The sequence below is a fragment of the Butyrivibrio sp. AE3004 genome, assembly GCF_000703165.1.
Classification (GTDB): Bacteria; Bacillota; Clostridia; order Lachnospirales; family Lachnospiraceae; genus Butyrivibrio.
The window spans coordinates 1388143-1403913 of the sequence record NZ_JNLQ01000002.1 but is presented as its reverse complement, the minus strand read 5'-3'; the positions used below and the strand labels follow the sequence as shown (position 1 = coordinate 1403913).

At 39.5% G+C, this 15771-nt stretch carries 11 protein-coding genes; 2 read left to right on the top strand and 9 right to left on the bottom strand.

Going from position 1 to position 15771, the window contains the following annotated elements:
* Positions 1-15: 15 nt before the first annotated feature.
* On the bottom strand, positions 16-1422 hold the full coding sequence (locus BV60_RS0109215) for a hemolysin family protein (protein WP_029321160.1): 1407 nt from the start codon (positions 1420-1422) through the stop codon (positions 16-18).
* 249 nt (positions 1423-1671) lie between these two features.
* Here BV60_RS0109215 and BV60_RS0109210 point away from each other — a divergent pair, with 249 nt between their 5' ends.
* On the top strand, positions 1672-2685 hold the full coding sequence (locus BV60_RS0109210; protein WP_156036055.1) for a hypothetical protein: 1014 nt from the start codon (positions 1672-1674) through the stop codon (positions 2683-2685).
* A 41-nt stretch (positions 2686-2726) separates the two neighbouring features.
* On the opposite strand, the gene alr is transcribed toward BV60_RS0109210, so the two are convergent.
* The 4 genes from alr to BV60_RS0109190 all read right to left on the bottom strand — a co-directional run bounded on the left by alr (position 2727) and on the right by BV60_RS0109190 (position 6976).
* Positions 2727-3932: an alanine racemase gene (gene alr / locus BV60_RS0109205; protein ID WP_029321156.1), complete on the bottom strand. Its 1206-nt coding sequence runs from the start codon at positions 3930-3932 to the stop codon at positions 2727-2729.
* A gap of 15 nt (positions 3933-3947) precedes the next feature.
* Positions 3948-5600 (bottom strand): bifunctional ADP-dependent NAD(P)H-hydrate dehydratase/NAD(P)H-hydrate epimerase, encoded by a 1653-nt coding sequence (locus BV60_RS0109200; RefSeq protein WP_051656622.1) that lies wholly within the window; start codon positions 5598-5600, stop codon positions 3948-3950.
* Complete coding sequence (locus BV60_RS0109195) at positions 5572-6261, bottom strand: hypothetical protein (RefSeq protein WP_051656621.1); 690 nt, start codon at positions 6259-6261, stop codon at positions 5572-5574. Before BV60_RS0109195 ends, BV60_RS0109200 begins: the two co-directional genes overlap by 29 nt.
* Positions 6262-6331: 70 nt before the next feature.
* Complete coding sequence (locus BV60_RS0109190) at positions 6332-6976, bottom strand: redox-sensing transcriptional repressor Rex (RefSeq protein ID WP_029321148.1); 645 nt, start codon at positions 6974-6976, stop codon at positions 6332-6334.
* 310 nt (positions 6977-7286) lie between these two features.
* Here BV60_RS0109190 and BV60_RS0109185 point away from each other — a divergent pair, with 310 nt between their 5' ends.
* Entirely contained in the window at positions 7287-7622 is a 336-nt protein-coding gene (locus BV60_RS0109185) for a hypothetical protein (protein ID WP_029321147.1), read from the top strand.
* A gap of 162 nt (positions 7623-7784) precedes the next feature.
* On the opposite strand, the gene abc-f is transcribed toward BV60_RS0109185, so the two are convergent.
* The 4 genes from abc-f to BV60_RS0109165 form a co-directional block, all read right to left on the bottom strand.
* Positions 7785-9782 (bottom strand): ribosomal protection-like ABC-F family protein, encoded by a 1998-nt coding sequence (abc-f, locus tag BV60_RS0109180; RefSeq protein ID WP_029321145.1) that lies wholly within the window; start codon positions 9780-9782, stop codon positions 7785-7787.
* Positions 9783-9888: 106 nt separating this feature from the next.
* Positions 9889-12153: a beta-glucosidase BglX gene (gene bglX, locus BV60_RS0109175; RefSeq protein WP_029321143.1), complete on the bottom strand. Its 2265-nt coding sequence runs from the start codon at positions 12151-12153 to the stop codon at positions 9889-9891.
* A 47-nt stretch (positions 12154-12200) separates the two neighbouring features.
* Positions 12201-14399: a glycoside hydrolase family 3 protein gene (locus BV60_RS0109170; RefSeq protein ID WP_029321140.1), complete on the bottom strand. Its 2199-nt coding sequence runs from the start codon at positions 14397-14399 to the stop codon at positions 12201-12203.
* A 119-nt stretch (positions 14400-14518) separates the two neighbouring features.
* Complete coding sequence (locus tag BV60_RS0109165; RefSeq protein WP_029321132.1) at positions 14519-15730, bottom strand: NADP-dependent isocitrate dehydrogenase; 1212 nt, start codon at positions 15728-15730, stop codon at positions 14519-14521.
* Positions 15731-15771: the final 41 nt, after the last annotated feature.

Sequence of the window (15771 nt, the reverse complement as noted above, 5' to 3'; positions counted from 1 at the left end):
ATCCTCCTAAATAAATTAAATTTCTGTATTTTCCTGATCGTCTCCGGTTTTTTCGGATTTGTTTTCCGTGATTCTTTTAACCAGAACGCTTTGGATCATGTGATTTTTTACTGAAAGAATCTTGAAGGAATAACCTCCGATCTCAGCAGTAAATTCTTCCCCCTCCTTCGGAATTCTGTCGAGTTTTGAAATAAGAAGTCCGTTGACTGTTTCAAAGTTTGCATCATCAAACTCTATTCCAAATCTGTCCTCTAGATCCTCAAGAGGTGTTTTTCCTTCTATTATGAACTCATCTTCATTGGATGTTGCCTCTATGTAGTCCTCATCCTTATCATATTCATCCATAATATTTCCAACAATCTCTTCAATGATATCTTCCATTGAGACGAGACCTGCGGTTTGTCCGTACTCATCGATAACTATAACCATCTGAGTCTTGGACTTTTGCATATCATGAAAAAGGCTGTCTATATTTCTTGTCTCCGGAACATTTCTCGGTGATCTTAAAAGACCTCTGGTCTTCCTTAAAGGCGTATCATCATCAGTATGCTCTGAAAGCTTTTTCATGGCATCTCTTATATGAAGTATACCGATAATATGGTCTATATTATCAAGATATACAGGAAATCTGCTGTTATTCATATTAAGCATAAAATCAACAGCTTCCTTCAGCGTGGTATTGCCATCAATACATACCATAGCATTTCTGTTGGTCATAATGTCCTGTGCCTGTTTATCGGAGAACTCAAATATGTTGGAAATCATATCTGCTTCCGAATCCTGCAAAACACCCTGTTCCTGACCTTCCGATACCATGGATTTTATCTCTTCTTCAGTTACATCATTGTCATCAGCATCCCAATGAAAGCCAAAAATCCTTAAAATTCCCATGGCCGTTAATCTGATAAGACCTGTAAACGGACTGAAAAATCTGATTATAAGTGTAATGGCTCCAACACCGAAATACGCCCATTTCTCAGGGTATCTTGTCCCAAGCTTTCTAGGAATCAAAACACCTATGGTAAGGACAACGTACATAAGAATCAGAACAGCAATTACATATGACAATATCTGTGATACAGCACTATTTTGGAAAAGGCCGCCTATGAGACCATTAGTGATACTGCTTAAAATCCTGATATAGATCACACCGAGGATCATATTTATAAGAAGAGTCAGAAGCTGAATCGTATTTATGTATTTTCCGGGAAACTCCAGGATTTCATCCAGCTTTTTTGCTGTCTTCTTTTCTCTAAGTAAAAGCGGTGATTCTTTATCATCATCTTTATCGCCGCCAAGCTTAAGATCATCGGGCTTTAAATTCTCAATTGCAGCTCCAAATCCGTAACAGAGCATGTCAATCAGAATCATAAAAACAAATATCAGAATAAAAGCAGTGGCAGTGGGCCCACCATCGTCCATCTATATTCATCTCCTTTGCTAAAAAAATCGCAAAATGCGTCAAGATAAAATATAGCATTTTGCATGGATACAGTCAAGAAAACGTGTTTTCTCTTACCTCTTGTCATCGTTTTTTCGTTAAGCTAAAATAAGAACATGATTTCAGTCTTTTTTGAGTTCCTGACAAGGGGACTTATATGGATAATAAAAAATATATTTGATATGATCGCCTTTTTCCTGCGCCAGTTATTTAGACTGCTGCGCTTATTTTTGGTACTTTTACCAATATCGGGTGCTGTTTACAGTATTTTCTTTTTTATTCTTACCGTTGAGATTATAGCCGGCGAATCTGTTTTTTCATCAATTATTCCAATTGAGCTTGATGCTTTACCGGTTCGAGCACTAATACTTGATACCCTGGTCGGATACCTCAATCTGTTATCCGGATATGGGGGAACTCTTATGTATTTTATCCTTATTCTCATCCTTTTAATACTCATTTTACCTATTTCCATAACCTTTATAGCAATAGGTACATTTGTATATGCAGTAAAGTATCTTCTTGTCTTTATCGTTGCTGATTTGGCATTATATCTTTTGGGTAGTCTTATACCCGGAAAAACTCCGGGTAAAATATTAAAAAGGCGCTATAAAAGGCTGTTCCCAAAATCAGGCAGACGTCTTGATGAAAAAAGCTATAGCAGATGGCTTGATCGTCACAGTGAAGAATTTGATGACGACAGCTATGGAAAGACTTCAAGAAAGAGTCCTCTTGAAGAATTTTACGAAGAGACAGAAAATGACTACGATAATGACAATACATATGATAATGACGATGATTTCTATGAAAGTGCATATTCAGACGATAATTTTGAAGATGATGATTATGACGGCTATATAGAAGCTTCAGATTATTATGAAGATTCTTTTGAAAAGTATGACAGAAAACGATTCCCTAATATTCGAAATCGGAAAAGAAGTCATGATCTATTTTTCAAAATCTCTGAGGACGACCTTGATAATACCGATGATACAGATGAGTATGATGATCTTCGTATAGAAGACAAACGAAAAAGCAATAGGGAAAAGAAACAGCAGCAAAGCAACAAACCAAATTCTGTATCCTCGTTTAACTTTTTCGCCGGCTGTACTACGCTTGAATCAGCCACAAAAAAATACAAATCTCTGGTAAAGCTTTACCATCCTGACAATATGGATGGCGACACAACCGCTCTTCAGGAGATAAATGTCCAGTATAATTCAATAAAAAAGCGACTTAGCTGATAATTTAAGCTAAGTCGCTTTTTTCTTATAGAAAATCACTATCACACTTCATAAGGCTTTAAAATTTTACCCTCTTTAGCATAGAGTCTCGGAACTCTGTGATTCAGATTACAGGTGAATTCATAATTGAATCTGCCACTTAATTCTCCGAGCTCCTCAACCGTTATCTTTGCGACTTCATTATCACCATAACCGGATTCAGCCCGGCCTATAAGTATTACTTCATCGCCTTCCTTAGCATTTGGTATTGAAGATACATCAACCATAAACTGATCCATGCACACTCTGCCAAGTATTCTGGCCTTTTGGCCATGTATAAGCACATAGCCTCTTCCTCCGGAAAGACTTCTGGGATATCCGTCGCCATATCCGACAGGAATCGTTGCTATTCTCATGCGTCTGTCAGATACAAATGTTCCGCCATAGCTTACAGGCGTATTTTCAGGAATATCCTTAATAAAAGATATGTGACTGTAAAGTGAAAGTGCCGGTTTTATGCATATCTTATCTCTGCTCACCTCTTCGGAAGGCCACATTCCGTACATAGTGACACCGCATCTAACCATATCCATATGCGCTTCGGGCATATCAATTATGCTTGCACTGTTTGAACAATGTACAATCGGGATCTTATAATCATTATCTGCTTCAACCTGAGTAACAAAATTCCCGAATTCCTTTAACCTGTTATGCGCATCAGACAGATCTGCTTCATCTGCTCTTGCAAAATGAGTAAATATTCCTTCAACCTCAATGCCCTCTGTTTTAAGAGCTGTCTTTATGAAATTTTCACCGTTTGCGTCAGGTCTTATTCCGATTCTGCTCATGCCACAGTCAACAGCTATATGAACATGAAAAATCTCATTTCCTCCCTGCGCTCTTCTCTTTTTTACTCTTTCAGAAAGGTGATTGAGCATATCGTATCTGAAAACAGCAGGCCTTATGTTTTCTCTTAACATTCTCTCGTAAGCATATGGAAATGTATATCCCAAAACCAGAATCGGTTTGCTTACTCCGGCCTCACGAAGCTCAAACGCTTCCTCCGCTGTTGCCGTTGCAAATCCCCATATATAGGCATCATTTTGCAGCATTCTCGCGATAGGTACTGCACCGTATCCATATCCGTCTGTCTTTACAACTGCAAGCATCCTTGTGTTTCTTGGTAGCGAATTATACATATTTTCAACATTTTGTGAAATCGCATCCAAATCTATTTTTGCATAAACTCTTGAAAATTCATCCAGCATTATTTATTGCCTCTTTTACAAAATATTACTTTGTCCGGAGAAAATATCCCTGAGACCTCCGGAAATGTCTCTGGCAGTCATACCCTGCCTTCCGTTTTTTATCGCAGCCATATCTCCGGCAACACCGTGCATATAAGCACCAATTGCAGCAGCTTCGGTAACATTTGAAAAACCCGAAACCACAAGTGCACCAATAAGTCCTGCCAGCACATCTCCGCTTCCTGCGGTAGCCATTCCGTCATTTCCACTGAGATTAATAAAACATCTTTCTCCATCAGTAATAAGACTTCTGGCATCTTTACATATAATACACGCATGAAATTCTTTTGCAAGCTTTATGGTTTCATCTATCATACATAGTCTGCAATCATGTATGTTTTTATCTATAAGTCTGGAAAACTCAGCAAGATGAGGTGTCATAACCATATCCGCTTCGTAACCGCAAATAAGTTTTCTTGTTTCCTCATCATCAGATATTATGTTTAGCGCATCAGCATCCAAAACCAATGGGAGCTTTGCATTTTCCAAAATTATACTAAGGATTTCTCTTCCTGCCTTTCCCTTTCCGATACCCGGACCGCAAACAACGGCATCGGACCATAATAAAGCATTTAAAAGATTATCTTTTGCAGCTTTAAATACTTCGCTTTCATTTGTATCAAAGTCTTCCTCGCAATATATATCTGTCATTGCCTCTGGAAGAAGTGTTTGAACCGCAGAAAGATTTGTCTTTTCAGTAAAGACACGCACCATTCCAGCGCCGCTTCTCAGGCAGCTCTCTGCGGCCATAATACATGCTCCGCTTATTCTCTTTGACCCTGCGGCAATAAGAACTTTTCCGAAAGATCCTTTGTTACCTGCCGGATTTCTTTTCGGAAGTAAAAGCTTAGCCATTTCGGAAACATCAGGTATATCTATATATTTGAACCTTGGAGGTTCATTAAGAAATCCATCATCGGTAATTCCTATATTTACAATATGAATCTCTCCGGAATGAGCAGCCCCTGGATAAAAAGCACAGCCCATTTTCAGAAAGCCGAAGGTAACAGTTTCATCAGCACAGATTGCATGTCCCTGAACCTGACCTGTATCTGCATTTATCCCTGTAGGTATATCTGCAGAAATTACGTGAGGTGCTTTTTCATCAAAATCCTCCTTCGAGTAGTTAATCTCACATACTGCAGATTTGTAGTCACCTTCAAGATCTCTTGTGCAACCTATACCAAGCATGGCATCAACAATTACCGAACTTCTTTTAATCTCGTTATTTATACTTGAAGCATCAAAATCAATCACTGTAACACCGTAAGACAGGGCAATTTTCAGCTGCTGTTCACATGCTTTTGTTCTCTTTGAAGAAGCTGCTTTTTCATTCAGCTTGTGGTTGACAAGCACAAGAACAACAGGAATATCATCCTGATGCAGAATTCTTGCAGCAGCTATTCCGTCACCACCGTTATTTCCGCTTCCTGCAAATATCAGCACTCGTCCGCCTGCGGGCAATGACTTTTTTACATATTTGCATATAGAAAGCGCCGCCCTTTCCATCAGAACATCCTGAGGGATTCCAAAGTGATCTATCGTAGCCTGATCACATCTCTTCATTTCGGCAGCGCTTACTACATATCTTGAGTTTTTATCAACTATCGGTAAATTTTTCTTCGTCATATATTATCCCATCACGTTCTTCCATTCCCGGCTTTACAATAGGGTGCCTTCTTTCCGGATCGTATTTTAAGTCAAACAGGTCTATAACTTCAGGGCCAAATATATTGTGCATATATGAATAAACGTTAAAATTTTCTATCTCCTTTTCCTGCATCCGTATAATATTCTTTTTTAGCTGGACCCTTACCTGGGATACCCATTCATCAATCGCAGTTATTTCAACTGTATTGTCATGTATCCTTTTGTAAAATAGCTCCATAGTTTCAACCATGAGCTGATAGTTAACCTGGTATATTTCCCTGGGAAGGCCAAGCATTTCATCCTCACAGCCTTCTATTTTCTCATTACATTCCTTGATCAGCCTCGTGTGGTCATCCATTTCGGCTTCAAGCTTTTTTCTTTGTTTTGGATTTTTGTCAGCGTCATCCCTTAAAACAACAATTTCTCCAAGAAGCTTCTTTTTAAGACGTTTTATGTCTTTAATCTTCTCTCTTATTTCTTCCTGCTTTGCAACAAGCTTAATAAGCTCAGCCTCAATCCCTTTAATTTTTGCGGTCTTGGGGCTTAGTGTAAAAAGCTGTTGCCATTTTTCATCTTTGAAAAGGATAGGCACATCCTTTCCAATAAGTGCATCGGAATAATTATTGTCGCTCTTGGCCATATCGGAATCCTCATGCTCTCATCTGTAAACGCATGGTTTTAGCTGTCTTCTACCGGTCTGAAACCGATTCTTACTTTTTGTGGGAACTTTCATATCTGTCAATACTGTAAGACAGCTTCATAAGTGAATCCGAAAGATGAACATTTTCAACCTGTACATACGGTGGAACTTCAAGATCTACGTGTGCAAAATTCCAAATTGCTTTAATACCGCATTTTACAAGTTTATCAGCCATTGGAACAGCCTGATCCTTCGGGATTGTAAGAACAGCTATCTCAATTTTGTTTTCCCTTACAAAACTTTCGATCTCCTCTATGGGCCTTATCTCTATATCACGAATCTTCTTTCCGTGAAGATCCGGATTTAGATCAAATGCACCTTTAAAAATAAAACCTCTGTTAAAAAAATTATTATAACCTGATAACGCCTGCCCCAAATGTCCCGCACCTATGATAATAAGTGTGTGCTCTCTACCAAGCCCTAATATTTTTCCTATCTCTTCATAAAGATATTCTACATTGTATCCATAACCTTGCTGCCCAAAGCCTCCAAAGTTATTAAAGTCCTGTCTTATCTGAGAAGCAGTTACCTTCATGATATCGCTGAGCTCCTGAGAAGATATGCGGGTAATTCCCTGATCCTTGAGTTCTCCGAGATATCTGAAATATCGTGGCAGACGACTTATAACCGCCTGAGAAATTTCTTTTCTCGCCATGTTTCCTCCAACCATGTATTTCTCCGAATATATTGCGCTTTTAATATTTTGCTCTAAAAATCCGGATATTATAATTATACTATCTGTTAAAATATAGTCAATGTAGACAAATGAATACACAATAAGGTTTTGCTTTTATTTTTTGAAGTAAAAAAATTCTTTCAGCATAGATATTTACTGATAAAATAACTTTCGACTATAAGTGAATTTGTTTTTTCTTTAATAACAAATTTATAAATAATTTCTAATTACCCTTTATAATACAAGTATGTGACTATGTCGTTTTTTAAGTATATGAGGTCATAAAATTATGGGAATGTCTATTGGCGGATTAGGCGGATATAACGTCTACCAGGCACAGCCTATGAATATGTCTTTATCAAATCAGGCACCTGTTTCAGATGTCTATGATAAGCATAAGGCTGTGGGCGACATTGCAACAGTTGCTCCCGTTGTATACCCAAATGCACAGGAAGTGAAGGTTGGAGAAGTCGCAAGCACTGATGGTAAGGAAGAATCATTAAAGGTCAATCAGCAATTTAACCAGATTGCATCTAAGTTTGGCAGTGCTACAGTTGGTTATGGGCGTGATCTTAGCGGTTATTCCTATGGACAAAGCGGCGGATCTTTTGATGCTTTTGCCTGATATATAATTCAGGAAAGACTCGTTAGACGCTCGAAGAAATCCGGAACATCAAAATCCCGGACATATATAATCTTTCAATTTACAAACAGAGTTCTTTTAAAGTTGAAAGATTATATATGTCCGGGACTTTTTATCCTGATATTTCATGTAAATCAATGGTATTTATTCACTTAGTGTTGCCCATTCATCATAAAGAATGCCAAGTCTTTCCTCATTAGCGGTCAGTTCATCGGATAGCTTTCGTACTTTTGCAAGATCCGTTGCAACAGAAGGGTCCAGAAGTTCTTCATTAATCTTTTCATTTCTTTCCTCCAGTTTTGCAATCTCATCTTCACATTTTTTTATTGCAGCTTCCTGTTTACGTTTTCTGGCAGCTTCTTCTTTTTGTGCTTTCCAGTCTGCAGCTCCCGTACTTCCATTATCAGATGGAGCCGTCTTGGAAGCGCCTGCAAGCTTACCGAAAGAGCTACCCTGCGCAGCTTCGGAAGCATTCATATCTATTCCCCTTCCAAAGCTTGAAGCATTACCGCTTTCAGTGAGCACCCTGTTTGTCTGTTCCTCACAGTGTTCCATGTAATAATCGTAATTACCCAAATAATTAATCAATCTACCGTGAGTCAGGTCAAGTATTCTTGTAGCTGTTTTATTAATAAAATATCTGTCGTGGCTGACATAAAGTACCGTACCTTCATAGCCGCTTATAGCATCCTCAAGAATTTCCTTACTGGTTATATCCAAATGGTTTGTAGGCTCATCAAGAATCAGAAAATTCGCATCTGAAAGCATAAGCTTTGCAAGTGAAACTCTGCCCTTCTCACCGCCTGACAGATCACCTATTCTTTTAAACACATCATCTCCGGTAAACAAAAATGCGGCAAGTGTGTTTCGAATCTCTGTATTATTCATAGTAGGATATGCATCTGACAGTTCTTCAAATAAAGTTTTTTCATCATGAAGAACCTGATGTTCCTGGTCATAGTAACCAATATGTACTTTTACTCCCAGAGTTATCTCACCGTCATCCAAAGATTCCATGCCATTTATTATCTTAAGCATGGTTGTCTTTCCTGTTCCGTTATCGCCGATAATAGCAACCTTTTCACCGCGCTTTACATCAAAGCTAATGTTCTCAAACAGCTTCTCACTTCCAAAGGATTTCGATATGGAATCCACATGCATTACGTCATTTCCGCTTATACATGAAGGCGTTAACGTTATTCTCATATCATCGCGAATTTCCGAAGGCTTTTCGAGACGCTCTATCTTATCAAGCATCTTCTCTCTGCTTTCAGCTCTCTTGATACTTTTTTCTCTGTTAAACTGTTTTAATTTTTCAATAACTTCTTCCTGATGCTTTATCTCAGCCTGTTGGTTAAGGTATGCCTTGAGCTTTGCAGCTCTTATCTGCTCACGTTTTTTTGCATATGCAGTATAGTTTCCGATGTAAACATCTGCGCTTGTCTGATCTATTTCAATAACCTTCCCGGCTATTCTGTCAAGGAAATATCTATCGTGTGAAACTATTAGAACCGCACCCTTATAGTTCATAAGATAGCCCTCAAGCCATTTAATGGAATTCATATCCAGATGGTTTGTCGGCTCATCCAGAATGATCAGATCCGGACTTTGTAATAACAATTTTCCAAGAGCGACTCTTGTTTTCTGTCCGCCGGAAAGAGTGGAAATCCTCTTATCAAATTCCTCCTCTGAAAAGCCAAGTCCCTTAGCTACTCCAACAACTTCGCTTTCCCAAGCATATCCATTCTTTAACTGAAAATCATGATTCATCTGAGCATAACGTTCCATGAGTTTATCAAGTTCATCGCCTCTTAAAACGTTCATCTCCTCTTCAGCTCTTCTGATTTCCTTTTCCAGATCAATGACATCACGCTTCATTTCCCTAAGCTCTTCATAAATACTGTGAGCACTGTCAATGTTCTGATTCTGAGCAAGATAACCAACGGTTGTATCTTTAGAAAGAGTAACCGTACCGGTATCAGGTGTAAGCTCGCCTATCAGCATTCGGATAAGTGTAGTTTTTCCTGCCCCGTTTATTCCAACTATGGCTGCTTTTTCATTATCTTCAATATGAAAAGTAACACCCTTTAAAATATCTTTTCCATCAAATGACTTTGATAAGTCGTGACAATTTAAAATCATAAAATCACTCCAAAAATAATGTGTGCCCCAAAATTTTTACGGGCACACATTAGATTATCACGAATAAATATATTGAGCAAATGCCATGTACTTTATATGTCTGTACTTATTCAAGTACAAAGTCCGCTTCATTCTCCGTCGCTGAGTCGACACCTATAAATACTTTGAATTTTCCTTTTTCACTGTCATACACATTATCTATCGTCCAGAAGCGAAGCATTTCCTCATTTATTTCAAAAGCTACCTCTGCCTCTTCCCCAGGGAACAGTCTTACTTTCTTAAATCCCTTAAGTTCCATTTGGGGACGTACTCTGCTGGCAGAAATATCTCTTAAATATAACTGCATTGTCTGTGTTGCCGGTACAAGACCTGAATTTTTAACTTTTACAGACGCTGTAATTTTGTCTTTTTTCGAACCCGGGACTTCTTTTTTCAATGAAGTTTTGTCAAGAACGATATCTGAAATCTCAAATTCCGAATAAGTCAGACCGTATCCAAAGGGATATCTTGCCTCATTTGGGCAATCAAGATACCTTGTAGTAAAATCGCCTGGTCCCTCTTCAGGCTTTGGTCTTCCTGTATTAAACGCATTATAATGTATAGGCGCCTGCCCTACCACCCATGGGAAACTCATTGGAAGTTTTCCCTGAGGTGAATGTATTCCGCTTAATACATCCCATATTCCGTGTCCGCCTTCTGTTCCCGGTCTCCAGCAGATCATAAGCGCATCGGAGAGCTCCGGAATATGCTCAAGATCAAGCGGTCTTCCTGTAAAAATAAGTGTAACAAGCTTTTTAGCATTTTTTCTGATTCCATAAAAAAGCTCCATCTGTATATCCGGAAGCATGATATCAGCACGGCTTGTGGATTCTCCTGACTGTCCTAAATCCTCACCCAGGCAAAGGACAACTGTGTCTGCCCAGTTTGCAACTTCCATTGCTTCAGCGTAAAGTCTTTCATTTGTCTCTTCAAAATCATCATCGTGATATTCACCATTACCTATTACCGTATCATTGTCGAGGACGGTGCTTCCTTTTGCTACCCGCACTATTGTGTTCTGCTTATCATCCGCACTGATTGCCTTATTCATTCCAAGATAAAGACTTACTTTATCTGCCTCTCCCGCAGCCTCCATGAGTGTAACATTCTTTTCCGGATCAAGTGATAAAGCCCAAGAGCTGTGAAGCTTCTTTTCAACTGCGTAAGGACCGATAATAGCAATTTTCTTATCTTTAAGAGGAAGAGTTTCTTCCCTGTTTTCAAGAAGAACCAATGACTTTCTTACAGCATCCCTTGCAACGTTTCTGCTTTCTTCAGAAAGTGCTATTTCCTTATGTCTTTCATCACAGGCTCCATGATACGGATCTTCAAAAAGGCCCAGATCGTTTTTAAGATTAAGGATACGCATAACAGCTTCATCAAGTAATTCTTCCTTGATCTCTCCGCTATTAATTAATTCCTCAAGATTAGCAGCATAACTTTCGGTGCACATGTCGATATCTACGCCTGCTTTAATTGCAAGTTCCGCAGCTTCCTTTAAGTCCTCGGCAAATCCCCAGGGCACCATTTCACCAATAGCTCCCCAATCAGAAATAAGAACTCCGTCAAATCCCATTTCTTTTCTGAGGACATCACGCATAAGCCATTTATTGCCCGAAGACGGTACACCGTTCAGGGTGTTGAAGGACGTCATCACAAGTCTGGCACCTGCATCTATTGCTTTATTATATCCCTTTAAATACTGATCTCTTAAGGCATATTCCGAAAGCTCACAATTATTATAATCACGCCCGGCTTCCGCTGCGCCGTATGCGGCAAAATGCTTCACACATGCAGCCACATGTTCTTTATCGGAAATAGAATCACCCTGATAACCTTTTACCATGGCAGCAGCCATTTCACCGTTTAAATACGGATCTTCTCCTGTTGATTCCATTACTCTTCCCCATCTGGCATCTCTTACAAGATCAACCATAGGTGAAAAGGTAACCTGAATACCATCTGCAGCAGCTTCCTTCGCCTGAATTGCAGCACCCTTTCTTGAAATCTCGGGATCAAAGGTTGCTCCTTGTGCCAGAGGACATGGAAATACGGTATCATGGCCGTGAATTACATCAAGCATAAACAGCATTGGTATATGATGCGGATGATTTTTTACATATTCCTCCTGAATTGCTTTTACCTTATCCGCACCGTTTACTCCCAAAATACTCCCCGCAAGTCTTTTTGCCTTATCTGTTGCTTCATTTTCGGCAATACCGGTGACAGCAGCGTCCTTTTCAAAAGACCACCCGGGTATCTGCACCAGCTGCATTATTTTTTCTTCAATCGACATATCTTTTAAGAGTGCATCTAAATCTTCTCTCTTCATTCTGTACCCTCCGTATCATCTATGAAAATTGTTTAAGTTAATAAGTTTTAATCAACTCTGTTTCTTACATATTTTTCCCATCTGTCATCCTTTATCTGGCCGCTCCAGTTAAGACCAAAGCCAAAATCGTATGAATTACCTGCAGAATCAAGATAGGGATCATAATCAAAAGGAACATCCTCAAAGTGTTCTTCTACTGTTTCCATATTTTTCGGAAGACAAACAGGAAGCATAGCTGACGGCTCAGCCTTACCGCTTATTATAGATAATACAGCCCCGCTCTCAACTCCGAAATTAACCAAAACAGCATCAGCATATTGTTCAAATTCAGCAACAATGCAGGGATTATTCATACGAATTGAAACTATAACGGGCTTATCTCCCATAAGCTCTCTTGCCTTTATAACAAGATCAAGATCACTTTCATTTGCAGCTTTATTTGTTTTTCCTTTGTAGGATCTGTTTGAAGATTCCTCCCTGAAATCTCCTCCTGCTATACTGTTATCACGTGCTTTATCAGCAGTATATGGTCTGTACATTAGTGTGACCGGTCTGTATCCGGTTTCTTCCGTATAACCATCGCTTATTGGACTTTCAATAAAACAAATAGCCATATCTGCCTTTGCAGGATCATCTGTTACATCATAGAAAGCTTCTACATCATTTTTACAAGCTCCCGGGATATCCAAAGCTTCAATCATGTTTCTCATAAAGCCTTTATGCGCTTCAATATGTCGTCCGGGTATATAAACTTTCATTCTTTCCTTTACAGGAAGAACTCCGTTATTCTTAACCATGACTATGCTTTTTATCTGCGCTTCAAAACCGGCCTCAACGAACTCATCATAACTTAGAGTTTTGCTGCTGCTTTCAGGATCAAGGTATGGATTCTCAAAAAGCCCGCACCTGAAACTGTTTAAAAGAAGTCTTTTCGCACTTTCTTCAAATCGTTTCCTCATTTTTGCTTCACCATATCGCTCACAGCCTATACGATATGCATCCAGAATGGGGTTAATGTCATTATTTCCGCCAAACTGGTCAACTCCGTTTTCAATTATGCAAAGATGTCTTTCAGCTTCGGATAAATCTTCCATACCGTAACACCTTGAGCCAAAGGAATCAATCTTATCGGAGGGATCCTGTGTTATTCCCCAATCTGTACATATAACACCATCAAAACCGTATTTTTCCCTCAGAAGATCGCCAATTATATATTTGCTATAGCTGTTTCCCACATTTTTTCCTGAAGGGTCTACTCCATAGCTGATTGTGTAATAAGGCATTACTGCAGAAGCTTTTCCTGTACCCTCAAGATTAAAAGCACCCTCAAGAAAAGGCTTTAAATGCTCGTCTAAGTTGTTTCCCGGATAAACAGCATATTTTCCGAATGCATAGTGAGCATCACGTCCCGCTTCACAAGGACCACCTCCCGGCCAATGCTTTACCATTGCAGCTACGCTACCTGGCCCCCAACCGTTTTCATTATCATTCTGAAGTCCTTCACAATATGCTTTTGCATAATCAGTAACAAGTCTGCTGCTTTGACCGTAGGTATCGGAGACTCTCATCCATCTCGGCTCGGTGCCAAGGTCAATCTGCGGTCCGAGTTCTGTTGTAATGCCCAGTGCTCTGTATTCCTTAGCCGCTATCTTTGCAAATTTTTTCACAAGATCAGGATCGAAGGTTGAAGCAAGTCCAAGTCCCAATGGCCATTTACTTGTATCTCTTGCTTCTGTCTTAAATTCTGCCGAAGCACTTCCCGCAGCATGCCTTGGGTCTGAGCTTGTGTTTACAGGAATACCATGTGGCATCTCTTCACATAATGCCTGCATTTCATTATTCCATTTTGCAGCAACCTCACCATTTTTCAGTTTCATGGCAAGAACATACCTGACATGATCTTTTGTCAAAAACTTTCTTTGCTGATCTGTAAGTTCAAAATCCTCTGCTCCGCTTTCCTCGAAACTCTTACCGCCCCTATAGGTTGCGCCGAACCAATCACCGGAACTTGCAGGAACAACCTGATGTGCGCTATACATCATTAGACCGGCAATTTCTTCAACGGTAAGTCTTCCGGCAAGATCATCTGCTCTTTCTTCGGGTGTAAGTCTCCAATCCTCATAAGGTAAAAGTTCTCCCGTACGTTCTAAGTCCTTAAAGAAAAGGCCGTCTTTTTCAATTATTCCGGCACTAACTGTACCTAAAGACGGACCATTAGGATTATTCACAATTTTAATTTTGACCATGCATAATACCCCCCTTTTGACTGTACCCAATGTAATAATAATAACATACTGCACCGCCAATAAGAAAGAATGCACTATAAAAGGAAAAGCCTTCCCGATCCGGAAAGGCTTTAACTCTTTTATTTTGATATTTTCTCGTATGTTTCTCTGATTGCCTTAATAAACTGCTCTGAATTTAATTTCTTTGCATTAGGATTACTTGTGATCAGAACAAGGTCACCTGTCATCTTACCGCTTTCGATTGTTGAAAGTGTTGCTTTTTCCATCTTATCAGCCCAATCGATAAGTCCCTGTATTTTGTCAAGTTCACCGCGCTTTCTCATAGCTCCGGTCCAAGCAAAAATAGTTGCTACAGGATTTGTTGATGTTTCTTCACCCTTTAAGTATTTGTAATAGTGACGTTGCACAGTACCGTGAGCTGCTTCGAACTCGTAAATACCTTCGGGAGAAACAAGTACAGATGTCATCATTGCAAGCGATCCGCAAGCTGAAGATACCATATCACTCATAACATCTCCGTCATAGTTCTTACATGCCCAGATAAATCCGCCCTTTGACTTCATTACTCTGGCAACAGCATCATCAATAAGTGTATAGAAATATTCTATTCCTGCAGCATCAAATTTATGTCTGTAATCACTTTCAAAAGTTGTATCAAAAATCTCACGGAATCGTGCATCATATGTCTTGCTGATAGTATCCTTAGTCGCAAACCAGAGGTCCTGTTTTGTTGAAAGCGCATATTCAAAGCATGCCTTTGCAAAGCTCTTTATTGAAGCGTCCTTGTTATGAATACCCTGAATGATACCCGGTCCGTCAAATTCCTGAATTGTCTGTCTGATTTCCTTACCGTCGGCACCTGTAAATACAAGCTCTGCCTTTCCGGCACCGGGAACAGCAATCTCAACATTCTTATAAACATCACCGTAAGCATGACGGGCAAGTGTAATAGGCTTGTCCCAAGTCTTTACATTAGGTTCAATTCCCTTAACAAGAATAGGTGCTCTGAAGACAGTTCCGTCGAGCATAGCACGAATTGTTCCGTTAGGACTCTTCCACATCTGCTTAAGGTCATACTCTTCAACTCTGGCAGCATTAGGTGTGATCGTAGCACACTTAACTGCAACTCCGTATTTCTTTGTGGCATTAGCACTGTCTATTGTAACCTGATCATCTGTCTCGTCGCGATATTTTAACCCCAGATCATAGTATTCACTCTTAAGCTCAATATAAGGCTCAACAAGCTCTTCCTTAATCATCTTCCAGAGAATTCTGGTCATTTCATCTCCATCCATCTCAACGATTGGGGTGGTCATCTGTACTTTCGACATAGTGTCTCCTCTCTTTAGTGATTTTTATATTTTATGTCCTT

Bases quoted from the DNA above. Each gene is read 5' to 3' on its own strand.
- BV60_RS0109215 (WP_029321160.1), bottom strand. From the start codon at position 1,422: ATGGACGATGGTGGGCCCACTGCCACTGCTTTTATTCTGATATTTGTT.
- alr (WP_029321156.1), bottom strand. From the start codon at position 3,932: ATGCTGGATGAATTTTCAAGAGTTTATGCAAAAATAGATTTGGATGCG.
- BV60_RS0109200 (WP_051656622.1), bottom strand. From the start codon at position 5,600: ATGACGAAGAAAAATTTACCGATAGTTGATAAAAACTCAAGATATGTA.
- BV60_RS0109195 (WP_051656621.1), bottom strand. From the start codon at position 6,261: ATGGCCAAGAGCGACAATAATTATTCCGATGCACTTATTGGAAAGGAT.
- BV60_RS0109190 (WP_029321148.1), bottom strand. From the start codon at position 6,976: ATGGCGAGAAAAGAAATTTCTCAGGCGGTTATAAGTCGTCTGCCACGA.
- BV60_RS0109185 (WP_029321147.1), top strand. From the start codon at position 7,287: ATGGGAATGTCTATTGGCGGATTAGGCGGATATAACGTCTACCAGGCA.
- abc-f (WP_029321145.1), bottom strand. From the start codon at position 9,782: ATGATTTTAAATTGTCACGACTTATCAAAGTCATTTGATGGAAAAGAT.
- bglX (WP_029321143.1), bottom strand. From the start codon at position 12,153: ATGAAGAGAGAAGATTTAGATGCACTCTTAAAAGATATGTCGATTGAA.
- BV60_RS0109170 (WP_029321140.1), bottom strand. From the start codon at position 14,399: ATGGTCAAAATTAAAATTGTGAATAATCCTAATGGTCCGTCTTTAGGT.
- BV60_RS0109165 (WP_029321132.1), bottom strand. From the start codon at position 15,730: ATGTCGAAAGTACAGATGACCACCCCAATCGTTGAGATGGATGGAGAT.